15 protein-coding genes are annotated in these 23,395 nt (G+C 69.6%); 5 read left to right on the top strand and 10 right to left on the bottom strand.

Annotated elements, in window-relative coordinates; translation table 11 throughout:
- Positions 1-88 precede the first annotated feature (88 nt).
- From WC326_13775 to nuoE, 3 genes are read right to left on the bottom strand one after another with little or no spacing between them, the layout of a single operon-like run.
- On the bottom strand, positions 89-2,020 hold the full coding sequence (locus WC326_13775; GenBank protein ID MFA7332134.1) for an NADH-dependent [FeFe] hydrogenase, group A6: 1,932 nt from the start codon (positions 2,018-2,020) through the stop codon (positions 89-91).
- A 14-nt stretch (positions 2,021-2,034) separates the two neighbouring features.
- Positions 2,035-3,219, bottom strand: coding sequence for an NADH-ubiquinone oxidoreductase-F iron-sulfur binding region domain-containing protein (locus tag WC326_13770; GenBank protein ID MFA7332133.1), 1,185 nt, complete (start codon positions 3,217-3,219; stop codon positions 2,035-2,037).
- Complete coding sequence (gene nuoE, locus WC326_13765) at positions 3,216-3,791, bottom strand: NADH-quinone oxidoreductase subunit NuoE (protein ID MFA7332132.1); 576 nt, start codon at positions 3,789-3,791, stop codon at positions 3,216-3,218. Before nuoE ends, WC326_13770 begins: the two co-directional genes overlap by 4 nt.
- Positions 3,792-4,283: 492 nt before the next feature.
- Between nuoE and WC326_13760 the strand changes: the two genes are divergently transcribed.
- From WC326_13760 to WC326_13740, 5 genes are all read left to right on the top strand, one after another.
- A complete protein-coding gene (locus tag WC326_13760) occupies positions 4,284-4,805 on the top strand; it encodes an SRPBCC family protein (protein MFA7332131.1) in 522 nt (173 codons plus the stop codon).
- 355 nt (positions 4,806-5,160) lie between these two features.
- A complete protein-coding gene (locus WC326_13755; GenBank protein ID MFA7332130.1) occupies positions 5,161-7,317 on the top strand; it encodes a T9SS type A sorting domain-containing protein in 2,157 nt (718 codons plus the stop codon).
- 22 nt (positions 7,318-7,339) lie between these two features.
- Positions 7,340-9,517, top strand: coding sequence for a T9SS type A sorting domain-containing protein (locus WC326_13750; GenBank protein MFA7332129.1), 2,178 nt, complete (start codon positions 7,340-7,342; stop codon positions 9,515-9,517).
- Between the two features lie 30 nt (positions 9,518-9,547).
- On the top strand, positions 9,548-11,734 hold the full coding sequence (locus WC326_13745; GenBank protein MFA7332128.1) for a T9SS type A sorting domain-containing protein: 2,187 nt from the start codon (positions 9,548-9,550) through the stop codon (positions 11,732-11,734).
- Positions 11,735-11,764: 30 nt separating this feature from the next.
- Positions 11,765-13,447, top strand: coding sequence for a right-handed parallel beta-helix repeat-containing protein (locus WC326_13740; protein ID MFA7332127.1), 1,683 nt, complete (start codon positions 11,765-11,767; stop codon positions 13,445-13,447).
- Positions 13,448-13,523: 76 nt separating this feature from the next.
- On the opposite strand, the gene WC326_13735 is transcribed toward WC326_13740, so the two are convergent.
- The 7 genes from WC326_13735 to WC326_13705 form a co-directional block, all read right to left on the bottom strand.
- Entirely contained in the window at positions 13,524-16,364 is a 2,841-nt protein-coding gene (locus WC326_13735) for a S8 family serine peptidase (protein ID MFA7332126.1), read from the bottom strand.
- Positions 16,365-16,669: 305 nt separating this feature from the next.
- Positions 16,670-17,851, bottom strand: a complete 1,182-nt coding sequence (locus WC326_13730) for a cellulase family glycosylhydrolase (protein MFA7332125.1) — start codon at positions 17,849-17,851, stop codon at positions 16,670-16,672.
- A gap of 14 nt (positions 17,852-17,865) precedes the next feature.
- Entirely contained in the window at positions 17,866-18,297 is a 432-nt protein-coding gene (locus WC326_13725) for a PGPGW domain-containing protein (protein ID MFA7332124.1), read from the bottom strand.
- 66 nt (positions 18,298-18,363) lie between these two features.
- Positions 18,364-19,155, bottom strand: a complete 792-nt coding sequence (locus WC326_13720; GenBank protein MFA7332123.1) for an enoyl-CoA hydratase/isomerase family protein — start codon at positions 19,153-19,155, stop codon at positions 18,364-18,366.
- On the bottom strand, positions 19,152-21,326 hold the full coding sequence (locus WC326_13715; protein MFA7332122.1) for a hypothetical protein: 2,175 nt from the start codon (positions 21,324-21,326) through the stop codon (positions 19,152-19,154). The genes WC326_13720 and WC326_13715 overlap by 4 nt, the downstream gene beginning before the upstream one ends.
- 66 nt (positions 21,327-21,392) lie before the next feature.
- Positions 21,393-22,127: a hypothetical protein gene (locus tag WC326_13710; protein ID MFA7332121.1), complete on the bottom strand. Its 735-nt coding sequence runs from the start codon at positions 22,125-22,127 to the stop codon at positions 21,393-21,395.
- Complete coding sequence (locus WC326_13705; GenBank protein MFA7332120.1) at positions 22,124-23,338, bottom strand: flagellar assembly protein T N-terminal domain-containing protein; 1,215 nt, start codon at positions 23,336-23,338, stop codon at positions 22,124-22,126. Before WC326_13705 ends, WC326_13710 begins: the two co-directional genes overlap by 4 nt.
- Positions 23,339-23,395 lie beyond the last annotated feature (57 nt).

Below are 23,395 nucleotides of genomic sequence, written 5' to 3'. Positions count from 1 at the left end.
GCTGCGAGGATGCGGGGCAACTCCCACATCCGGATCGGTGATTCAGGCAAAAAAACCCGGAGCCCTGCTGGACTCCGGGTCGGGAAATTCAGGCCATGAAGCGGCCGCGCGCCTGGTAGTGGGTGTGCAGCAGTTTGTGGCTGAGATGGCCGCAGGGACCGTCCGTGAGGAACTTGGTGTAGAGCTCCAGCACGGCCGGGTTCTCGTGCGACTTGCGAATCTTGTAGGACGAATCCTCGCCGTAGATGGCCTTGGCGCGCGCCGCGCGGATCTCCGGGGAGGTGGGGATGGGTTGGCCGCCGCCGCCGATACAGCCGCCCGGGCAACCCATGAACTCGATGAAGTGGCACTCGCTGAGCCGGCCGCCGGCCTTGATGTCGTCCATCACCTTCTTGGCGTTGGCGGTGCCGTGGGCCACGGCCACCTTCAGCGTGGCGCCCTTGAGCCAGCTCCAGCTGTCCACCAGGGGCTTGAACATCGGGATCACCGGACCCACGTCCTTGATGGGCAGCTCGACGTAGCGGATGCCGTCGAAGCCGCGCAGGGGGATGATGTCCGCGTGATCGAAGAGGTTCTCCACCTGGATGCCGCAGACCACCTCGATCACCGTGCGCAGGGCCGCCTCCATCACGCCGCCCGTGGCGCCGAAGATCACGCCCGAGCCCGTGGCCGTGCCGAAAGGATCGTCGAATTCGGACTTGGGCAGGTTGGGCAGGTCGATTCCCGCCTCCTGGAACATCTGCGCCAGCTCGCGGGTGGTCAGGCCGAAGTCCACGTCCTTGTGCCCGCTGTCCACCATCTCCGGCCGGTTGCATTCGTACTTCTTGGCGCTGCAGGGCATCAGGGCCACGGTGACGATGTCCTTGGGGTCGATGCCGTGCAGCTGGGCGTAGTAGGTCTTGATCACCGCGCCGAACATCTGCTGCGGGCTCTTGGCGCTGGAGAGGTTCGGGATGTACTCGGGATAGAAGTGCTCGAGGTACTTGACCCAGCCCGGCGAGCAGCTGGTGAACTGCGGCAGCGCGGCCTCCTTGTCGCCCTGGACCAGCGCCCGATGGAGGCGCAGCAGCAGCTCCGTGCCCTCTTCGATGATGGTCAGGTCGGCTGTGAAGTTCGTGTCGAAGGCCTTGTCGAAGCCGCAGAGCCGCAGGGCCGTGTTCATCTCGAAGGTCAGCGGCGTGCCCGGCGCGCAGCCGAAACACTCGCCGATGGCCGCGCGCGGCGCCGGGGCGGTCTGGATCACCACGTGCTTGGTGGGATCGTCGATCAGGTGCCAGATCTGCTCGGTGGGATCATTGGCGCGCAGGGCGCCGGTGGGGCAGCGGTTGATGCACTGCCCGCAGTTGATGCAAACCACCTCGCCCAGCGGCTTGTCGTGGAAGGTCTCGATGGCCGTCTCGCTGCCGCGGTGGCAGGCCTCCAGCACGCCCACCTCCTGCAGGTCGATGCACGTGCGCACGCAGCGGCGGCACAGCACGCACTTGTCCATGTCGCGCACCACGCTGTAGCTGCTGTTGTCCGGCTTGTGGTGGTGCTCCGTGCGCTGACCGAAGCGGAAGTGGGTCACGCCCATTTCCTTGGAGAGCGACTGCAGCTCGCAATTGTTGTTGCGGAAGCATGTGTAGCACTCGCCCACGTGTTCGGAGAGCAGCAGGTCGACGATGTGCCGCCGGGCGTTGCGCACCTTGCGGGTGTGGGTCTTGATGGTCATGGGGCTGCTGATGGGGTAGGCGCAGCTGGCCTGCAGCGTGCGCATGCCCTCCACCTCCACCACGCAGACGCGGCAGAGGCCCGCGCTGCACAGGTCGGCGTGGTGACACAGCGTGGGGATGTGGATGCCCAGCCGCTTGGCCGCTTCCAGGATGGTGGTGCCCAGCGGCACCTTGATCTCCTGGTCGTCGATGTTCACGCGCACCAGCGCGCCCACGTCCCCCTCGTTGGAGTGGGGGTGGATCACCTGGGGCTTCTGTGAGACAGGCGCCCGGCTGGTATCGGGATTCATTCTGCTTTCGGTGTTCATGCTTCCTCCGGTCCTCAGGCCGTCTGCCGGGCCAGGATCTCGTCCTTGAAATGCTCCACGATCGACAGGAAGGCGTTGGGGCTGGATTGTCCCAGTCCGCACTTGGAGGCGAGCTGCATGCTCTCCCCCAGGGCCTTCAGCTCGGACATGTAGGTCAGCGTGCACACGCCCTGTTCGAGTTTCTCGATGCCTTCCAGCAGCACGCGATTGCCGCGGCGACAAGGCGTGCATTGTCCGCAGGATTCCTCGTCGAAGAACTCCATGAAGTTCCGGGCCACGCGCAGCATGTCGCGCTGCGGGCCGAAGACGATGATCGAGCCGCCCGTCGAAGCGTCGTCGAAGGCCAGACGCCGGGTGAAGGCCTTTCGCGGCACGCAGGTGCCCGAGGCGCCGCCCACCTGGACGGCCTTGGCATCCTCGCCGCCCACCTCGCGCAGCAACTCCTCGATGGTCAGGCCCATGGGCAGTTCGTAGACGCCCGGCCGCGTGCAGTCGCCGCTCACGCTGAACAGCTTGGTGCCGGTGGAACTGGCGGGGCCGACCTTGGCGAAGGTCTCGGCGCCCAATGCCAGCACGCGGGCGGCCAGGGCGAAGGTCTCGACGTTGTTCACCACGGTGGGATGGCCCATGTAGCCCGTGTTCACCGGGAAGGGCGGTCGGTTGCGCGGCTCGCCGCGGTGGCCTTCCATCGACTCGATCAGCGCCGTCTCCTCGCCGCAAATGTAGGCGCCGGCGCCCATGTGCACGTGGATGCGGAAACTGAAGCCGGCGGTGCCCAGAATGTCGTCGCCCAGCAGGTTGGCCTGCTCGCGGCGGGCGATGACCGCTTCCAGGTGGCGGCGCAGGTAGTCGTACTCCCCGCGCAGGTAGATGATGCCTTCCTGAGCGCCGATGGTGCGCCCGGCAATGGTCATGCCCTCCAGCACCAGGTCGGCGCGCTCCGTGAGCAGCACGCGGTCCTTGAAGGTGCCGGGCTCGCCCTCGTCGGCGTTGCAGACCACGTACTTGGTCTCGTCCTGGGCCAGGGCGGCGAAGTTCCACTTGACGCCCGTGGGGAAGCCGGCGCCGCCGCGGCCGCGCAGGCCGGACTCGCGCACCATGCTGATCACGTCCACGCGCTTGAGGCCCAGGGCCTTCTTCAGCCCCTCGTCCGGCTGGCTCTCGCGGAAGAGGATGGAGGGATGGTTCTTGCTGCTCATGAGCGCGCCTCCAGGGCCGCCTGGCCCGCCTGAACCCGGACGGCGCCCGCCGCCTCCAGGGCCGTGTCCTCGCTGCGCTCCGGATAGAGCGCGTAGATCCGCCGGCAGGACTCGATGATCTCGTGGGCCCGCTGCGGGCTGATCTGCGTGAAGATCTGCTTGTTGACCATCAGCGCCGGACCCTGGTCGCACATGCCCATGCAATTGGTCCACTCCAGCGTGAAGCGGCCGTCGGCCGTGGTCTGGCCGAACTTGATGCCCAACTCCTGCTCCAGCTGCCGGGCCACGCGATCCTTGTCTCGCATGTCGCAGGAGATGGTGCGGCAGAGCCGGATCACGAAGCGGCCCTTCTTCTCGCTGTTGAGGAAGGCATAGAAGGTGATGACCGAATAGACTTCCACCGGGTGGATGTCCAGGTGCCGGGCCACCTCCTGCATGGCGTAGTCCGAGATCCAGCCCTGGGTCTCCTGCAGCTCTTGCAGGATGGGCAGCAGAGCCGGGCGGCTGCGGCCGTGACGGTCGCAGAGCTCGCGGATCAGCCGGCCCAGGCCCTCGCGCTCCAATACCAGCATGACGCACTCCTGTTGTCGTCGCCCCGGCAGCGCCGGAACGGATGGTTCGGTTCATGGGGGCGACCGTGCCACGGCCCGGAGCCCGAAAGGCCGGTCAGCCCGCTGGGCTCCCCGACGCTCAATTCATGTTGAAATATTAACAGTAAAACCTCGAAAAGCAAGCCGGAGGCGGAGGGATTGGTTCGGTGGCGGCGCCTGATTCCCTTCCCTCGCCCCCGGCGGGGGAAGGTGCCGCGCAGCGGCAGGGGATGGGGGCCGCAAGTGCTGAGTTCCCCTATCCCATCGCGCCCGACATCCGTCGGTCGCGCCTTCCCCCACGGGGCGTGGGGGAAGGGAATTGGCTTCGCCTCGCACTTCCTCGGGACCTCATGCTGCGCCGGGAAAGGGGGCACTCGGCTGTTGATGAATTCCCTTCCCCCACTGCCGCGGATTGGCGAACATGCGGGAGAATCAAAACCAGCCACGCACAATTGCGATGAAAGGAAGACCCGGATGGGAAAGAAGATTCTCCTTGCCTTGGCCGTCCTGATCGGCCTGCTGGTGCTGGGCGGCTTCGTGCTGCCAGACCGCTACTACATCGAGCGCAGCCTGGGCACTACGGCGTCGCTGGAGCGCGTTCAGCCGCTCTTGGATGACCTGACGCGCTGGCCCGAATGGTCGCCCTGGGAGAAGGCGGACAGCACCATCGTCACCACGCTGGGAGCCGTCACCTCCGGCCCGGGCGCCAGCCAGAGCTGGACGGACAAGAACGGCGGCGGTCGGCTGGAGCTGACCCGCGTGCAGCCCGGCCGGGTGGAGTACGACGTGTTCTTCGCCGACAGCCCCACGCCCAACCACTCCGTCATGAGCGCCGAGCCCGGCCCGAACGGCACGCTGGTGCTGAGCTGGAGCATGGACGGCGAGATGGACATGCCCGGGGTGGGCCCCTACTTCGCCCTGCTGGCGGGGAAGATGATCGGGCCGATGTTCGAGCAGGGGTTGGAGTCCCTGAAGGACGCCGCCGAACGGCCCTGAGCCCCTTCTCCTTGGCAGGATCGCATCCAATTCGCATCCCAGTGGTGTTCGTCTGGACGAGGCGAAGCCACTCCCTTCCCCCACGCCCCGTGGGGGAAGGCGCGACCGACGGATGTCGGGCGCGAAGGGATGGGGGAACTCACGTCCCATTGCCCCCATCCCCCGTCGCTGCGCGACGCCTTCCCCCACGGGGCGTGGGGGAAGGGAGTTGGCTTCGCCTCGCCTGTCCACAGGATTCCGGCCGCGTCAGGATGACGGTCTTGTTCTCATCTGGCACGGCTCGTGCGGTTCTTCCCCTCGTCACTCCCCCCCCAAAGATGAACCTCTCTCCATTTCTGACAGCGGAGGTCGTGCCATGTTCCGATTTCCTGCCATTCTGTTCGGAGTGCTGACTGCGCTCCCCGTCGCCGCCGAGCTGGTTCCCCTGGGCGACTGGCCCGTGGACGCCACCCGCGCCGCCCTGCAGGTGGATGACGAACTCATCCGCAACTATGGTCGCGTGCTGGAGCGCTGGGATCTGACCAGTGATCCGCCCTTGCCGGTGGACGGTCAGGTCCTGGACAGTCCGCCCGTGGATCTGCTGGAGTGGGACGGCCTGCTGCTCGTGCTGCGGGAAGACGGCGTGCTGGAGGCGCGCGATCTTGCCGAGGACTGGCGTTCGCCCATCTGGGACCTGGACGCCGGCAACTGCGCCACCCAATTGCTCCGGCACGGCAACCTGCTCCTGCCCATGGGTCAGGGCGAGGTGCGGCTGGTGGACATGACGGAGCCCCGCTCCCCCGTGTTGTTGCCGCACGTCCTCGGGGAGGGCCTGCCTCCGGCCTCCATCTGGGGCGGAAACTTCGCCGCCAGTGTGGACGGGCATCTGGTGGGGGAGCTCAACCCCAGCTGTGAACAAGCCGGGGAACTCAGCCCAGGAGGTTTCCACATGCAGTTGGATTCCCTGGGCCAGTCCACGGACATCTATCCAATCGACGACATCGGCTGGGATTGGCTAAGCGGCGGTGCGGCCGGCGTGGCGGGCGGCGTGCTGATCGGGGGCGGAGGCGGCACGCTGGATTGGGTGGGCCCACCCAGTTGGCAGCGCGTGGCGTCCCTGCCCTTCCGCGTTCGGGCCTCCACCCTGGCGGCGGCAGGCCAGCTCGGTTGGGTGAGCCAGGTCGACAGCCTCTTTCAGGTCCGGGTGGATCCCCAGGCGGATCCCATGCTGGAGGTGACCCAGCGCCTGGGCGTGCCGGGCGGCCAGGACGCCCAGGTCCTGCCGGGCCAGCTGCTGGTGACGGGTCGGTCCCGCAGCACGTGGCTGGACACCACAGGAGATCTCGTCCCCGTGCGCAGCCTGGCCGCGCCGGGTCCGATCCTGGCGCTGGCCTGGGCCGGGGAACGCCTCATGGTCCGCCAGGACAAGTTGTACATGCTGCGCTCCACGGAGGAAGGCCTGGAACAGGTGGGCAGCCTGGAACTGGGTGCCGGCTCGTTCCTGGACGCGGGCAGCGAGCTGATCCTGGCCCAGGTTCCACAGGGAACCGCCGTCATCCGCTGGCCGGTAGGCGAGGAAGGGCAAGTGGTGGCCACGCTGCCCACTTCGTCCCATCTGGGACTCACCCTGTGCGAGCCCTGGGCCCTCACCTACGACAACGACACCCTCGCCCTGTGGGACCTGAGCACGCCGACGGAACCGCGCTTCGTGGATCACCTCGTGATTCCGGGTCTGACCTTCCTGGATGCGCGCGGCAACGGCAACGTGGCGGCCGCAAATCTGGCCAGCGGAGGCATCCAGCTGTTCCGGTTGAGCGCGGACCAGTTGGAACTGGGAGCCCTGCTGCCCGACGACAGCTGGTCCTTTGATTTCGTGGGCCACCGGCTCGTTGTCGCCGTGTTCCGGAATGCCATCCTGCAGCTGAAGACCTACGACGCCACCGACCCCACGCAGCCGGTTCTCCTGCTGAATCAAACCCTGCCGGAGGATGTCTGGATCGCGGTGGTGCGCGGGGGAACGGAACGCCTCGCCCTGTTCATGCTGGAGTCCTGGGACATGGAGACCCCCGGCACCACCTTCCTCCACACCTACCGGTTCGATCCGCAGCAGGGCTGGCTGCGCACCGGGCAGCAGCTGGGCTGGGGTGCGGGGTTGCTGGCCCTCTCCGACGACGAGGTGGCCGGGCGCCTGGCCGTGTCCCTGCCCGGCGCCGGCGCCCGGGTGTGGCTGGACGACAGCGTCCTGCCCGTGGAGCCCGCGCCCGTGCGGCCCCGTGCCCTGACCCTCGCCGCCGCGCCCAATCCCTTCAATCCGGTCACACGCCTCTCCTTCACTCTGGAGCGGCCGGGTGCCGTGCGGTTGGCGGTGTTCGATCTGCTGGGGCGCGAGGTGGCGCTGCCCGCCGCCGGGGACTTCGCCGCCGGCCACCATGAGATCACTTTCGACGGGTCCGCCCTGGCCAGCGGCATTTACTTCGCGCGCCTGGAGGCCGAGGGCCGCACGGCGCTGACGAAACTGGCCCTGGTGAAGTAGGGCGGGCCGCAAGGAGAGCTCCATGATTCCGCGACAGCTGTTGGTCCTGGGATGTGTCACGCAGCTGGTCCTCCCCGCCGCCGCCGAACTGGTTCCGCTGGGCGACTGGCCCGTGGATGCCACCCGCACGGCCTTGCAGGTGGAGGGCGAACTCTTCCGCAACTGCGGACGCGTGCTGGAGCGCTGGGACGTGGCCGTGAACCCGCCGGTCCTGCTGGACAGCCTGGTGCTGGAGTCGCCCCCTGTGGATCTGCTGGACTGGGACGGCCTGCTGCTGGTGTTGAGGGCGGATGGCCTGCTGGAGATGCGCCGCCCGCAGAACGGCTGGGATCCGCCTGTTTGGACCTGGCAAGGCTCTGACTGCGCCACGCAGCTGCTACGGCATGGACGCTGGCTCCTGCCGGTCTCGCCATGGATGCCGTTGCTGGACCTCGAGGATCCGCAGCAGCCCGTTGTGGCCCAGTATCCCCTGGGTGGGTGGGGAGACAACTTCGGGGGCTACTGTGCCGCCTTTGTGGGCGACACCCTGGTGGGTGACTACAGCGACTGCTGTGGCGCTTGCTGGGATGTGTGGGTGGACCAGCGCTGGCTGGCGCTGGGCGAGGGGATTCCGCAGGAACCCGCGCAGTCGTTGGGATGGATCGATGGGTTTGCCTGGGACTTGCACAATCCGCTGGTCGCCGTGGATCACCACCTGCTCATTAGCACGTGGTTTGGTCTGCAGGTGCTGGATCCCGCCACTTGGACCCTGGACCAGACCCTTTCCATGCCGGACCCGCCGGAGGAGATCACCCTGGCCAGTCAGGCGGACGGCCCACTGGTGCTGGCCTCCGGGCCGTCGGGCACCTTATCCCTGCATGTCTCCGCCCAGACCACTCCCCACATGCAGGTGCTGGACACGCTCCAAGTGGCGGGCTGTCGTCAATTGAGGATCGGGAATGGACAGGCCTTGTTCGTCGCCAACGACACCGTCCACTGGATCGATCTCGCCAACCCCAGTGAGCTGGTCGTGACTTCCTCTCTTCCAGCATCGGGTGCCATCCGCGGTGTCGGCCGCAGCGGCGACCACTTGCTGGTGCGGCAGCGCGAGCTGCGCGTGTTCAGGCAGGCGGACGCCCGCCTGGAGCCTGTGGCCGCGCTCCCGCTACCGGATGGCGTTGGTGTAACGGTCAGCGGCAGCCTTGCCTTGGCGGGCGCGGACTCCAGTCTGCTGGTGATCGACCTGGCCAACCCCAGTGCCCCGACTGTCCTCTGCTCGATTCCGGCCCCCGGTCTTGAACGGATGTGCCTGGACGGCCTGCGCGCCGCCTATGTGGCCGCAGGTGAGTTGGTGCTCCTCTCGCTGGAGGATCCTGGCCTTCCACAGGAACGCCTGCGCCTGCCGGTAGGTGAAGTCTCGGACCTGGCCATCGGTGGCGGCATCGTCGCCTGCTCCGAGTACCTCGAGGCGATCCGCTTGATCGATGCCCGCGACCTGGAGCATGTTCATGAGGGGGCGTCCCTGCCATTCCTCTCCTGGAACATGCGGACCGCGTTCTGTGGGGACCGGCTGGTGTCGGCGTGGGGAGCGTACAGCGGTGGTTATGAGCACACTCATCTGACGGTGCACACTCTCGCGGATCCATTCGCGCCACAGGTGGAGACTGAGCGCGTCATAGAGTATTACACCTTTCGCGGCCTCTGGGCAGGACCAGATCGCTTGCTGATCGGTGCGCACTTCACGCCGATCTGGGGGTATGGCACAGAGCTCTTCCTCTTTGACCTGATCGAGGAAAGCCCCCTGGTGCAAACCGCTCACTGGGAGATTGACGCCGGCAACCCCATCCCCGACTACGCGCTGCTGGATGGTGGCTGGCTGGTCCGTCACTTCGAAGCTTCGGGCATCGAGTTGTTTTTGGACGACAGCATCCTGTCCGTGGCGGCGTCGCCCACCCGACCTGCCAGCCTGACCCTTTCCGCCGCGCCCAATCCCTTCAACCCCGTCACGCGCCTCTCCTTCACGCTGGAGCGGCCGGGGGCCGTGCGGCTGGCCGTGTTCGACCTGCTGGGGCGCGAGGTGGCCGTGCTAGTGGACGGGGACTGCGCGGCCGGCGCGCGGAGCGTCACCTTGGATGCGGGGGCGCTGGCCAGCGGCGTCTACTTCGCCCGGCTGGAAGCGGCGGGGCACTCCACCGTGGTGAAATTGGCTCTCCTGAGGTAGACTGGGGGCACACAGCTCCCGGAGGTCCTCGTGGGTTCCATTCGCACTCCTCTCCAGATCCGCCTGCGCGGAGCCTGCGGGTACTGGCTTTCCCTGCTGATCGCCACGCCGCTGGCGGCCGCGCTGGTTCCCGCCGGCGACTGGCCCCTGGACGCCGTCACGACGGCCACGCAGCGGGACGGCCAGCTCTTCCGCGCCTGCGGCCTCGTGCTGGAGCGCTGGGACCTGACCCCGGACCCGCCCGTCCTGCTGGACAGCCTGCGGCTGGACGCGCCGCTGGTGGACCTGCTGGACTGGGACGGCCTGCTGCTGAGCCTGGACCGCGACAATCTCCTCTGCGCCCGCGATCCCCAGGGCGACTGGAGCACGCCGCTCTGGACGCTGGAGACCGGCTCCTGCCAGGTCAGTCAGCTGCTGCGCCAGGGCGACTGGCTGCTGCCCATCGGCCTGCTGCAGATCCAGCCTGTGGACCTCGGCGATCCGCTGCACCCGGTGCAGAGCCTGGAAGGCCTGTGGGGCGTGGGCGACCAGTTCCAGGGAACGCGGGCGGCCTTCCTGGGCGACCTGCTGATCGGGGACTACCTCAGTTGGTGTCCGGGTTGGTGGGACGCCGTCAGCGGCGCGCGCTGGCACCGCTTCGGCCCGGAGGGCGACCAGCACGAGGGCGGCTTCCTGGGGTGGTCGAACTGGCCCCTGTCGCCGCTGGGGATCGACATCGCCGCCACGGCCGACGCCGTGATCACCGACGACGAGTTCGACCTGCAGGTGCGGCGGCCCGAGAGCTGGGAAACCGTCTGGAGCCAGTCCCACGGGCACCGCAGCCAGATGCGCCTGGCCGTGCGGGGCTCCGACGTGCTGCTGAGCGACCCCGACACCTTGCACGCGTATCACGTGGACCTGCAGGCCAGTCCCCCCGTGCTGGAGCTGGGCCGGCTGGCGCTGCCCGGCGGCACGGAGCTGGAGTTTCCAGGCGACACGGCGCTGGTGACCCAGCCGGCCGGCTGCAGCTGGATCCGCCTGGCGGACGGGGGTCCGCAGCTGCTGCGCGAACTGCCCGCCGCCGGCACCCCCGTGGAACTGGCCTGGGCCGGGGAGCGGCTGCTGCTGCGCGGCCGCGGGCTGGAGGTCCTGCAAGTGACGGAGGACGGCCTGCGGCGGGAGGGGCGGCTGGAGCTGCCCGCCGGCAGCCAGCTGGTGGCCGCCGGTACGCTGGCCCTGGCCGACGTGCCGGGCGGACTGGCGGTGATCGACCTGGGCGACCCGGCGGCGCCCGTCGTGGCGGCCACGGTCCCGGCCGTGAATCCGCGCCGGCTGGTGCTGGTGCCGGGGCTGGCCGTCTACCAGGAAGGGGGCGAGCTGGTCCTGCTGGATCTGGCCCAACCCGCCGCCCCGCAGGTGCGCGAGCGGCTGGAGCTGCCCGTCATCACGCGGCTGGCCGCGGCGGAGGGCTGGCTGGCGGTGGGCGCCGGCGAAAACTCCATCCTGCTCCTCCAGCTCAGCGCGACGGGCTTCGGCACGGCCCACTGGCTGACGGACCCGGGCAGCCAGTTCGCCTTCGTGGGTGGCCATCTCGTCACCACGGTCCTCGAGGGCGACCTGGCCAATCTGCACCTCCACGTCTACTCGCCGGCGGAGGCGGGCCCCCCCGTGCTGCTGCAGAACCTGAATCTGGGCGCAGGCAGGAACTTCCAGCTGGAGGGCGGCCGCGAACGGCTGGGCCTGAAATGGTCCAGCGGAGTTTCCGGCGGGATCGCCGTCCTGGATCTCTTCGACCTGCGGGAGGACTCGGGCCTGGTGCGCACGGGGCGCCTGGTGCTGGAGGGCCGGGAAATCGGGCGCGTCCGACTCTCCGGCGCGGCGGCCAGCGCGGATCTCGTCTGCCTGCACGAAAGCGGCCGCGGTCTCCAGGTGGTCCGCGACGAGGGGCTGGCAGAGGTGGATGCACCGCTACGTCCGGCCACGACGGTCCTGGCCGCATGGCCCAATCCCTTCAATCCCGTGACACAATTGGAATTCAACCTGGAACAGGCCGGGCCGGCGCGGCTGGCCGTGTTCGATCTGCTGGGGCGCGAGGTGGCCGTGCTGCTGGATGGCCCGCAGCCGGCGGGGATCCGACGCCTGAACTTCGAGGCCGCCGGGCTGCCCAGCGGCCTCTACCTGGCACGGCTGGAGACGGCCGGCGCCAGCCACAGCCTGAAACTGGCCCTCGTGCGCTGAGGCCGGGGCAAATTCTTGCGGGAGTCCACCATGACCATGACACGATTCTCACTTCAGCTGCTGACCGCCCTGCTGGGTGTGGGCCCGGCCCTGGCCTGGACCAGTCCGGGAATGGGCCAGGTCTATGATCCCGCCGCGCTGGTGGCGGCCTCGGGCGGCGCGCTGGTGGGCAGCTGGCCCGACTACACACAGCAGCAGGCGTTGCTGATCAGCACGGGCGACGAGCTGCGCCTGCCGGCGGGCACGCACTGGACCGTGGCCGCCAGCGTGGAGCTGCGCGTCCAGGGTCTCTGCACGGCCCTGGGCACGCCCTGGGAGCCCATCCGGCTGGAGGCCCTGAGCGGCCAGCCCAACAGCTGGTCCGGCCTGATCCTGGACGAAGCGGACCCCGCCAGCCGGCTGCGCTGTGTCACGGTGCGCGGCGGCGACGACGGACTCAACTGCCTGGGCAGCTCGCCCGTGTTCGAGTACTGCGAGTTCTCCGGCAACTACAGCAGCGGGCTGTCCTGCTTCCTGGCGGGCAACCCCGTCCTGCGCCACTGCCTGATCGAGAACAATTCGCGCTACGGGGTGGAGATCACCGGGGGCAGCAGCCCCGTGCTGGAGCACTGCGTAATCCGCGGCAACAACGTGGAAGCCGCCAGCCCGCGCAACGCGGTGAGCATCGGCATCCAGGGCACCAACAGCCCGCGCTTCACGTCCTGCCTGCTGGAGGGGCGCGGCCCGGCCAACCCGGCCAGCGGCTTCTCCCTCTGGATGTCCGGCGCGCCGCTGGTGCGGGACTGCGAGATCACGGGCTTCCGCAGCGGCGTGGTGATCCAGGGCGCCGGCGCCCAGGGCCGGCTGGAGCGCTGCTGGATCCACTCCAGCCGCTACACGAATCCCATCCAGGGCGGCAGCGGCGTGAACGTCAACACCAGCGCCACGCCGGTCTTCCGCGGCTGCTGCCTGGAGGACAACGACTGGGGCGTGACCATCACCTCCGCCTGCGCGCCGGACTTCGGCGGCAGCGCGGAGCCCGGGGACAACCGCCTCCACGACAACGGCAACGGCGGCAACGTCTGGGACTTCTACAACAACACCACGAGCACGCTGCAGGCCCGGGGCAACTGGTGGGGAAGCACGGACCCCGCCGCCATCGAATTGCACATCCACGACGACGGCGACGGTGCCTTCGGGGCCGTGCAGACGGATCCCATCCGCACCGATTCGCTGCTGGCCCCGCTGCTCTCGCCGGATCTGGGCTTCCACGCCCTGGCCGCGGGGGCCGTGCTGGGGCTGCGGCCGGCGGAGCACTTCCGCCATGTGCCGGGCACCGTCTATCAGCTGGAAGGCCCGGGCAGCGTCAGCGCGGCCGGCGACAGCCTGGTCTGGACCCCGCCCGCTGCGGGCGACAGCCTGCTGTCCCTGCTGCTGCGTGCGACGCCGCCCCAGGGCCCCGGCGCCTGTGACACGCTGGTGGTCTGGCTGCGCCGCGCCGGACTGGGAGCGCCGGTGCTGCAGGTGGTGGAGCTGGGCGCGGACATGCACCTGAGCTGGAACGCCGTGCCCGGCGCCACGGCCTACCGGCTGGAGCGCGCGCTGCAGGCGGACTTCCCGGACGGCGGGGTGGAGATCCTCCACGAGGGCCCGGAGCTTGAGTTCATCGATGCCAATGCGCTGCTCCGGCCCAAGTCCTTCTACCGGGTCCGGGCCCTGGCGCCGGCGCGCTGAGCCCTCCCGCAATCCATCAACATGAAAAGAGGGCACGCCGCGGCGTGCCCTCTGCTTGTTCGATGGTGAAACCGACTCAGTCCTGGCCGAGGGTGACCACCCGGTAGAGCCGCGTGCCGTAGGCCGCGCCGTCCACCCAGCTGGTGCCCGTCGTGACGGCCAGAGTCTCCCACTGGCCCATCTGGGTGGCGCGCTCCACGCGGTAGCCCAGCGCGCCCTGCGCCGGCGACCAGCTCAAGCGCGCCTGCAGGGTGGGCAGCATGTCGATGACCAGGTCGTGGACGGGATCCAGTCCAGCCTGGGGAACCAGGCCCGTGGTGAAAAGCACGGCCAGTCCCTGCGCGATGGGCTGGCAGCCGGCGCCGTAGACACCGTTGGAGCCCGTGGCCATGTAGTACAGCAGCCCGGTGGTCTCGTCCGGGCTCTCGATGCCCACAGTGCAGCTGGCGATGTTCGTCACCTCGCCGTATTGGAAGAGAATGGCGCCGTCGCCGCTCAGGGTGGGGTGGCGCTCGGGATCCAGCAGGATCACCTGGAAGCTCTCGAAGGCCGAGGCGGGGCTGGCCTGGCGGATGTGGTGGTACTCGACCACGAAGCGCCCGCCCTGGACGTCGTACCAGTGCGAGATCGTGCCGCTTTCCTCGAGGTGCGGGCTGTAGTCCTCCCAGGCCGGAGCCAGCATGGCGGCGGGGCCGCCGGCGCTGGGGATGGAGCCGTTCTGGCGGTCCGTGGCCGTGGTCGCGCCCAGGGCGACCCAGCCGTTGGAGCACACCGTGCACTGGGTGAAGCTCTGGCCGTAGTACTGGAAGGGGAAGGGCAGGTCCAGCACGAAGGACTGCTCGCCCGCGTCGAAGGGCAGCGCGCTGCCCGGTCCGCCGGCTTCGGGATCGATAAGCGACCAGTCGTACTCGGCGCGGTTCCGGCCCTGCAGAGTCAGCTGGTTGCCGCCGGCGGCCACGCTCACCTCAGCCCAATCCGTGTTGCCGTCGGCCAGGTCGAAGGCCCGGTAGCCGTGGGCGTCCGGTCCCAGGGGGCGGCTGACGGGATCGGCGCTGCCCGCGCAACTCACCAGCACCTGCTGGCCCAGAGGCAGCGTGAAGGAGAAGGCGCCGCCGGCGGAAGTGGTCTGCACGGGGAAAGCCGGCATGTCGGGGCCGCTGATGGAGACCTGGGCGCCCGCCAGGGGCTGGCCGAAGCCGTCCAGCACCACGCCGTAGACCTCGGCGCTGGGCACCAGCTGGAGCTGAAAGTCCAGCGTGTGGACCACGCCGGATTCCACCGTCAGGGTCTGCTGGCCCGTCTGGTAGCCGAAGAAGGCGGCCTCGAGGGTCACCTCGCCGGCGGGGAACATGATGGAGAACTGGCCCAGCTCGTCGCTGGTGTCGTGGCGATCGCCGGCGCTGTCCTGCACCAGCACGCCGGCCAGCGGCTGGCCGCCGGCCCCGCTCACGGTTCCGCTGACGGTGCCGTAGCCCGTCATGGACTGCAGCACGGCCTCGTAGGCATTCACCAGTCCCCAGCCGTAGGTGTTGTCCTCGCCCGCCGTGCCCAGGGGCAGGGCCGTCTCCATCAAAATGGTCTTGATGGTGACCACGTCCAGATCCGGGTTGGCGCTGCGCATCAGACCCACCACGCCCGCCACGTGCGGACCGGCCATGGAGGTGCCGTCCATGGTGGTGTAGCCCGTGTCGCCCGAGGCGTTCACGGAGTAGATGTTGGAACCGGGCGCCACCACTTCGGGCTTGATGCTGAAAGTGCCGCCGCAGCCCGAGGGTCCGCGGCTGGAGAAGGAGCTGATGGCGTAGGGCGCCGTGTAGGCGACACTGCCCACGCTGAAGCAGTTGGTGGCCGTGGTGGCGCGGTCGCCCGGGCTGCGCAGGCTGGTGCCGCTGGGGCCTTCGTTGCCCGCGGACCAGGTGTTGGCCACGCCGGCGGCCTCGCAGTGGTCGATGGCCTCCCACCAGCGGCTGTCGCAATCCAGGTAGCCGAAGCCCTCGTTGATGCCCCAGCTGTGCTGGACCACGTCCGGCACCTCGTCCACGGTGGTGGGGTCGCCGTCGGGATCGGCCAGCCACTCCAGGCCGGCGAGCACGGCGTTGTCGAAGGCGGTGCCGACGCCGCTGTCAATCACGTTGGTGGCGATCCAATGCGCGCCGGGACAGACGCCGATGCTGTCGTTGGGGGCCAGGCCCGTAATGGTCCCCATCACGTGGCTGCCGTGCCCGTTGTTGTCCGACGGCATGGTGGTGTTGCCCCAGGCGTCCCACCAGCACTCGGAGGCGGGGGCGAAGTTGCCGCGCCAGCGGTCCACCAAGGCCTCGTGGGTGCGCCGCACGCCCGTGTCCATGTTGGCCACAATGGCGCCTTCGCCGCGGATGCCCAGCTCGTACCAGACGCGGTCGGCCTGGATGGCCTGCAGGCCCGGCGTGATCCCGATCTCGCGCTCCGTGCGCTCGCCGGAACCGGCGCCCGCCGGCTGGATCAGCTCGGGCACCAGGTCGGCCTCCACGCGCTCCACGCCGGGCAGCTGGGCCAGTTCGGGCACGACGGCGGCGGTGGTCCGCACCACGACGGCATTGATCAGCCAGTGCGGCGTGTAGCCTTCCACCTTGCCGGCCTCGTGCAGCTCCCCAAGGGCGGCCAGGACGGGGCCCTGGCTGGTGCGGGCGGTGGACTGCAGCAGCTCCAGCACCTCGCGATGCCGGCGGGCCAGACCGGCGCGCTCCGCATGCAGGCGCTGGTCGAGGGAGGCGACGTCGGCCCGGGAATCCAGGGCCAGCAGCACGCGCAACTCGGCGTCGGCCGCCTGGGTGGCCAAGAGCCGCCCCAGACCCGGACTCACGGTCCCGGCGTGGGCGAACCCGGCCAGGCAGCAAACTCCCGCGACGCCCAGGCCGCGCAGCCATTCCAACTTCATGTCTCCTCCTTGCCTCCCGCGAGCGGGGTGGTTGACGTTCCGGATCCAGTTTCATGATGCAAAAATTGGGCCGCGGGGGGTGAACCGGAGAATGGAGCCGGCCCGCCGCGCGCGCGCCGCCCCCCGCAGCAGAACGCCGCCGATCCGGGGCCAGGCACTCCGACGGGCCGCCACGAGTCGCTTCTTCCACGCTGCCCGTCTGCAGATTCCTGCCGGGGGCCGCTGAGTTTGCCAGAGTGTCAATTCCGGCGGATGGTCAGGCGGGCTGGACAAACCCCGGCAGTAGTGTCCGGCATCATGCCAGGCTACCGCCCCTGCGCCCACCGCAGCAGTTCATGATAGGCCGGCTTCCGAGAGCCGTCGAAGCGCAGCACGCCGTAGTGGCACCAACCCGCCGGATCCTGTGGTGGGCATTCATCCTGGATGTTGTACCAGAAGAGCTTGCCGGCGAAGTCCCAGCGCCCCCATTGGTTCAGGTACTCACCCACCCAGCGGGCCTGCGTCGCCTCGTCCACGCGGGGCAGATGTGCGCCGCCCGTCCGCGCCCCCAGTTCAGTGGCCCAGATCTGTTTGTCGCCGTCGCCGTGGGCGACCATGATGGCGTGCAGCTCGGCGGTCAACAGGAAGGGATTCAACGCCTCAGGTTCCGAGAGCGGTCCGCCGGTGCTCCCGCCGGCGCGGTCTTCGTACACGGCATATGGATGATATCCAAGCAGATCGAAACTGGCGGAGAAGGCCCGCGCGGAATCCGGGGTGGATCCATACTGCCGCTGCAGCCAGAGTCGGCTTCCGACCACCCGGTTCCACTCGTTGTCCTCCGCCTTCGGCCAGATCCCGCCCACCAGGATCTGCGCACGTTCATCCCGCGCCCGAATCCGTTCCGCCGCACCAGCCAGAACCTCGCGATAGGTGGCTGCGCTGCGGCAAGTGTGGTCCTTGTTCAGGGTCGAGTAGAACTCCTGCGCGTTGGGCTCATTCCAGATCTCAAAGTGATGGATGCCCTTGCCCCGCCCATACCGGGTCGCGACCGAATCACAAAAGGCCCGCCACTCGTCCAGGTGACGGCGATCCGGGGCGGAGTGCAGCTTGTCCGACAGGCAGGCGGGCCGCGCCCAGGTCGGGGTGTAGGCCACCACCATGACCACGTTCAGGCCCAACTCCCGGGCGATGTCCACCCAACGGTCCACCGGTTCCCACTCCAGGGTTCCCGGCACGCGTTCCACCACCGACCAGTCGCAGTCGGCCCGAATCCAGCGCCCGACCCTCCCAGCCTCCGTAAACGTCCGCCGGATGTGCTCTGCGGATTGATTCGTCAGCGACCCGGTGCTGAATCCCAACCTCTCGTGGAGCGGCTCCTGCGCCATCCCCAGCCGGCCGGCAGCCAGCAGGAAGAGGAGCAGCAAGGCGTTTCTGAGCCCGTCGAGCTGGCTGGGCCGGCGGATGGTCAGACGGGCTGGACAAATCCCGGCAGTAGTGTCAGGCATCATGCCAGGCTCCAGCTTCAATCCAGGTCCAACGGCGGGCGATGGGCGCGGCGGCGCAGCCAGTTGATGGACTTCAGCAGCGCCGGACGGGTCACCAGCCAGCGCTCCAGCCGGTACTTGCCCGGGTAGACCGCGATCATCAGGCCCATCAGGATGGTCAGCAGGCCCTGGCCCGGCAGCGCCAGCAGGACCAGGCCCGTCAGGATCAGCAGCAGGCCCACGACGGTCCGGCCCGTCAGCACCAGCGCGCGGATCAGCGGGTGGCGCAGGGCCCAGGCCGCGCGCCGGCGCTTCTCGCCGGCAAAGTAGTCGGCGGGCAGGCGCAGAATCAGCCAGGGCACTAGCAGCAGGGAGGCCAGGGTGAGCAGCAGGGAGAAGCCCGCCAGCCAGAAAAGCGGGGCTGCGTAGGTGTGCAAAAAGGTCGCGAGGGATTCAAACCCGTGCTCCACCGCCCCTCCCCAGCCTTGGGATCCCACCTGCCGGGCCGCCGGCGGATCCCGCGGCCGGGAACGCGCTCAGCCCTCCAGCCGGCGCCAGTCCAGGTCTTCCTTGTCCAGGAAGGCCCGCACGCCCTTGCGGCAGGAGACGCTGAAGCGCTGCTTGATGTTGGCCTCCAGGGCCAGGTCCAGGGCCTCGGCGTCGGACAAGCCGCGCAGGCGCTCCAGCAGAAGCTTGGTGGCCGCCACGGCCTCGCCCGAGCAGGTCCGGGCCATGGCGCGGGCGCGTTGGCCGGCCAGCGCCAGCACCTGGCCTTCCTCGGCCAGCTCGTTGATCAGGCCCATGCGCAGCGCGGCGTCGGCCTTGACCAGCCGGCCGGTGAGCAGCAGGTCGCGGGCCGCGGTCTCGCCGACGCGCTCGGCCAGGAAGACGGCCACCAGCGCCGGGATGAAGCCGATGCGCACCTCGGGATAGCCGAAGCGCGCATGGACACGGTCCGCCAGGATCAGGTCGCAGGCGGTGGCCAGCCCGCAGCCGCCGGCCACGGCCGGGCCATTGATCGCGGCGATCCAGGGCAGGCGGCTGGAACGGATGGACACCAGCAGCTCGCGCAGGCGCTCCGTATCCAGGCGGATCTCCGCCTCCGGCGCCTCGACGCTGCGCTCCAGGTAGGCCAGGTCCATGCCCGAGCAGAAGGCCTTGCCGGCCCCGGTGAGAACCACGGCCCGCAGGCCGGGGTCCGCCTCCAGCGTGCCGGTCAGGTCGTGCAGCTCGCGCACCATCCGGTCGTCGATGGCGTTGCGCAGCAGGGGCCGATTCAGGGTGACCAGCGCCACCTGCTCGTCCTGATGAACCGTCAGAGTCGTCATGAACCGCCTCCCTTGGCCGGGCCGCCGCCCAGTTCCTTGCCCAATTCCTCCAGGCAGGTGCGCAGGCAGGCGTCCAGCAGCTCCGGGTACTCGGCCTCCGGCACGCCCTGCACCACCTGGCCCTCCGCCAGCACCTGATTCTCCGTCAGGGTCCAGGCCTTCTTGCGTTGATGAGTGGGATTCCCCGCCGCGTCCACGAAGAGCAGCAGGGGTTCGCCCGCCGGGCTGAAGAAGGAGAGTTCCACGCCCGTGGTGAAGCCCAGCGTGGCCTTGTACTGCGTGGCCTCGCGCTCCGTGCGCGCCAGTCCCACCCGCACGTCCACCAGGATCTGCGGCTGGGGCGAATCGTTCAGCAGGATCTCCCCCAGCGGACGGGCGACGAACTCGCCGCCGGCCAGGGCCACTTCCGCCGCGGCCACTTCCGCGGCCAGCGCTGCCGGCGCCAGCATGTTGAAACGGCCCGCGCCCATGGCCTGGTGGGCCCAGAGCGCGATCTGGAGCGTGTCCGGCGTCCAGGCGGGGTCCACCTTGGGGCCGCCCGCCTGCACGTGCCGGATGCGCGTGTTGGGCCGGGCGCTCCAGGCCGGCAGGCGCAGCAGGTCGCCCGCGGCCGGGGTCGTGACGCCGTCGCCCACGGTGAGCTCGGCTTCCAGCCGGGGCCGCGCGGCCCGCACCTCGCAGAGGCCGATCTGGCGCATGCGGCGCGCCAGGGCGCGACCCTGGCGGTCCAGCACAGGCTCCCCGGGCCGCAGCAGCAGGCCCCGCTCGCCCACCGCGGCCGTGCCGTCCAGGACGACGGTCTCCCCCGCGACGCCGCTCACCGGCAGGTCGCGGCCCGCGGGTCGCCAGGCCGCGGCCGCCTTGAGGGCCAGCTCGCCCAGCGCGCTGCGCGCCAGTTCGCGCCAGGCCGCGCCCAGATCCGCCTGGCGGTAGGTCTCGTTGTGCTTCTCCACCCGGCTGGCCTGGTGGGGCAGGCTGAGCAGGACCTCGTGCGTGCGGCGGTCGTAGATCTCCAGCAGCAGGCCCAGCCGCAGGGTGCGGGCCTCGTAGCCCAGCCGCCGGGACTGGGTGATTCCGGCGTGGGTCACCACCAGCCGGGCCAGGGCCTGGGGCAGGCTGCGATGCCCGACGATCTCGTCCTGGCGCACGTCGCCGGCGGCGGAGAACACGCTCTGGGCGCGGAAGAAGGCCGCAGCCAGCTCCGCGCCGGAGGAAGAACCCACCAAGAGCGGCGGCAGCATGGGAAAGGCCCGGCTGTCCACCAGCGCGTCGTGCAGCCACTGGCCCAGCGTGGCCGGATCCACGTCGAACCACTCGTCCAATTGTCCCGCGGCGGGCAGCGCGGCGCCAGCCACGGCCAGGGGCGGACCCTCGGCGGCCAGCAGGCCGTTGATGCCGCTGAAGCGCACGGGCTGCCGCAGGGGCGGCGCCTCGGCGGTGTTGCCCGCCAGCACGCGCGCCGCGCACCAGTCGCCCTCGGCCTCCTGCACGCGCAGCAGCCAGCGCGATTCCCCCTGGATCAGCTCGCCCGCCGCGCCCACGGTCAGACCCTGGCGTGTGCCGCGATCCAGCACCAGCAGGCCGTCGGTCCCCAGCGCCGTGCCCACGGCCTCCAGGCTGCCGGGCCGGTAATGGCTCCCGCTGCGGGTGGCGGCGGTCTCCAGCGCCAGGTCCAGCGCGTCGCTGAACTGCTGCAGGCGGGTGGCCCGGTCGGGCTCCGCGGCGGTCTCCAGCGGGATGCGCACGGTGGCGTCCTGGCCGAACCAGACCTGGCCGCTGCGGATGTCGAAGAACTCCAACCGCAGGCCCAGGCTGAAGGTCCAGACCTGCAGGCCGCCGTAGAACACGGTCTTGCGGATGTCGGCGCGGGTGACCACGCCGCGCACATAGACGCGCTCGCCGGCCTGGGCCAGGGCGCCCACGTCCCGGGCGGGATCGGCCAGGAAGTCGGCGTGCACGCGCCAGCCGGAGTTGCGGGCCAGCAGCTGGGGCAGGCGTCCGGCCGCCCGGGCCGCCAGTTCCCGGCCGCCGTCGGCCAGGAAGGCCGCGTCCACGTCGGCGCGCGCGTCCACGAAAATGTCTGTCACGACGAGTTCCGGCCCGGCGGGTTCCGCCGCGCCCAGCGGCCCGGACAGCAGGCCGGCGAAGCACGCCAGCAGCAGGAACGGCAAGAGAAAGGCCGCGCGCGGGCGGCCTCCCCAAGTCGTTGAACTGGTTGTGCCCGTGACTGGCATGCCCTAGAAGTCCTCGATTGTTTCGTACGAACCGCCGCTGGCCGGGGCCGGCGTCAGCTCCAGCTGGTTGTTGGCGCGGGTCTGCTCCACGGCCTGGAGCAGGGCGCCCAGCGCGTCCAGCTGCCCGGGCACGCGGCCCAGGGATTCCTGCAGCCGGGCGGGCATGGCCGCCACGCGCCCCGCGTCCTTGCCCAGGCGCAGGGCCTGCCGGGGTTCCCGGGCGGCCTTGAGCACGTCGTCCGCGTCGCCCACCAGTTTCTTCCCGGCCTCCAGCGCCACCTGGTCGCGGCGGATCGCCAGCAGCAGGTTGCTGCCCAGCCGGCCCATGTTGCGGGCCTGCTCCGCGTTCAACTGCTTCGCGGCGAAGCGCCGCTCCTGGCGGGCCCGCTCCACCACCTCCGCTTGGTACTGGCGCGACTTGACGACCACGTCGCCCGCCGCGGCGTCGCCGCCGACCTGCAAATCGGCCAGCAGCTTCTTCTCCTCCGCCGTGGCGGCCAGGGAGAAAAGCGCGGCGCGCCCGGACTCCAGGCAGGCCGTGGCCCCGTCCAGCTGGGCCACCAGTTCGTCGGCCCGCCCCAACCAGAGCTTGGGATCCGCGGCGCCGGCGCCGGAGGCGGCCAGTTGGGGAGCGGCCGGGGCCTTGGGCACGGCGGGCAGCTTGGGCAGCCCGGCCAGGGCCGCGAGGGCCAGCGTCAACAGCAGGCCGCCGCGCAAGAACAGGCGCGCGGTTCTCACTTCTTCAGATAGAAGTTGAGGTTGTTGCCCTTGGCCTCGCGCAGATCCAGCTGCGGGAAGGCCGGGCTGAGCGCCTCGACGATGGCGTAGGTCAGCTCGTCCACGTCGTTGCCCTTGTAGGTCAGGTCGATCTCCAGCCGGTGGAGCTTTTCGTCCCAGCTGCGCTTCTTGGCGTGGGTCACGCCGCCGATCCCTTTCAAGCCGGTGATGAACTTCATGCCCTGCTGGACGAAGGAGTCCACGTTGTAGAGCTTGATGACGTAGTCCATGCCGTTGTTGGCCTTGTCCTGCCAGTACTGCAGCACCTGATCGATCAGGGTCTGGCTGACGCCGTCGCCGGCCCGGGCGCCGCTCTCGCTGCGGGCCTGTTCGGGGCTGATCCCCACGCCGCTCTGCGAGTACTGCTTGGTGCCCAGCAGCGCGCCCGTGGAGGCGTCGACGATCTTGGCCGTGAAGGTGGCCGTGGCCGTGTACTTGCCGCCCACCAGGTTGGCGGGCTCGGCCTTGCAGGTGCCCAGGATCAGCACCTCGGCGCCGTACTCGGCGGCGGCCTGCTGGGCCAGGCGGATGATCGCCTCGCCGTTGTTCATCAGGTCGTCCATGGTCTGCATTTCGCTGGAGCGCAGCTTCTTGACGGTCTCCGCGTCCACCAGGGCGAAGCCGCGGCCCAGGAAGCGCTCGGCGATGCGCGCGGCGCTGGCCGGGTCGTCCACGGCCTCCTGCTGGTCCTTGGCCAGGCTGCCGTCCCACCAGTACTCGTCCACCATGATCATCATCTTGGGCTTGCCCACCAGCTCCTGGAGCAGGCCCAGCGCCCGGGCGTCGTCCCCCAGCTTCTGCTGGTTGACCACGGCCCGCACCTTCATCCAATACATGTCGATCTGCTTCTTCTCCTCGAGCACCTCGTAGGTGCTGACAAAGCCCGAGGCCCGGCTGTAGATCTCGTCCTTCTTCAGCTCGAAGTTCTCGACCATCGTGCGGCTCTCCATCAGGGTGCCCAGGGCGGTCTCGACGGCCTTGCGCATGGCGTCGCGCAGGGCGGCCTCCCGGGCCGAGAGCGTGTTGCCGTCGATGATCTGGGCCAGGCCCTCCACCGTGACGGTGGCGCTCTCCTGGGCCCGCGCGCCGCCGGCGGACAGGCCAAGGACGATCAGCAACAAGGTCAGCAGCCAGCGGAGGCCGGCCGGGTGGGTGGAGTGTGATGCCCGCATGCGAGTTCCCCTGCTTGGGTTGATCGGGAGAGTTCGTCGCCCGGGATGAGTGGGCGG

It is taken from the genome of Candidatus Delongbacteria bacterium, from assembly GCA_041675285.1.
In the GTDB taxonomy this organism is placed as follows: domain Bacteria; phylum CAIWAD01; class CAIWAD01; order CAIWAD01; family CAIWAD01; genus CAIWAD01.
This window is presented reverse-complemented; position numbering and strand designations above follow the sequence as displayed.

Excerpts from the sequence above, each read along its gene's own strand:
- WC326_13755 (MFA7332130.1), top strand. The coding sequence starts at position 5,161 with ATGTTCCGATTTCCTGCCATTCTGTTCGGAGTGCTGACTGCGCTCCCC.
- WC326_13775 (MFA7332134.1), bottom strand. The coding sequence starts at position 2,020 with ATGAACACCGAAAGCAGAATGAATCCCGATACCAGCCGGGCGCCTGTC.
- WC326_13750 (MFA7332129.1), top strand. The coding sequence starts at position 7,340 with ATGATTCCGCGACAGCTGTTGGTCCTGGGATGTGTCACGCAGCTGGTC.
- WC326_13740 (MFA7332127.1), top strand. The coding sequence starts at position 11,765 with ATGACCATGACACGATTCTCACTTCAGCTGCTGACCGCCCTGCTGGGT.
- WC326_13705 (MFA7332120.1), bottom strand. The coding sequence starts at position 23,338 with ATGCGGGCATCACACTCCACCCACCCGGCCGGCCTCCGCTGGCTGCTG.
- WC326_13730 (MFA7332125.1), bottom strand. The coding sequence starts at position 17,851 with ATGATGCCTGACACTACTGCCGGGATTTGTCCAGCCCGTCTGACCATC.
- WC326_13720 (MFA7332123.1), bottom strand. The coding sequence starts at position 19,155 with ATGACGACTCTGACGGTTCATCAGGACGAGCAGGTGGCGCTGGTCACC.
- WC326_13760 (MFA7332131.1), top strand. The coding sequence starts at position 4,284 with ATGGGAAAGAAGATTCTCCTTGCCTTGGCCGTCCTGATCGGCCTGCTG.
- WC326_13735 (MFA7332126.1), bottom strand. The coding sequence starts at position 16,364 with ATGAAGTTGGAATGGCTGCGCGGCCTGGGCGTCGCGGGAGTTTGCTGC.
- WC326_13770 (MFA7332133.1), bottom strand. The coding sequence starts at position 3,219 with ATGAGCAGCAAGAACCATCCCTCCATCCTCTTCCGCGAGAGCCAGCCG.
- nuoE (MFA7332132.1), bottom strand. The coding sequence starts at position 3,791 with ATGCTGGTATTGGAGCGCGAGGGCCTGGGCCGGCTGATCCGCGAGCTC.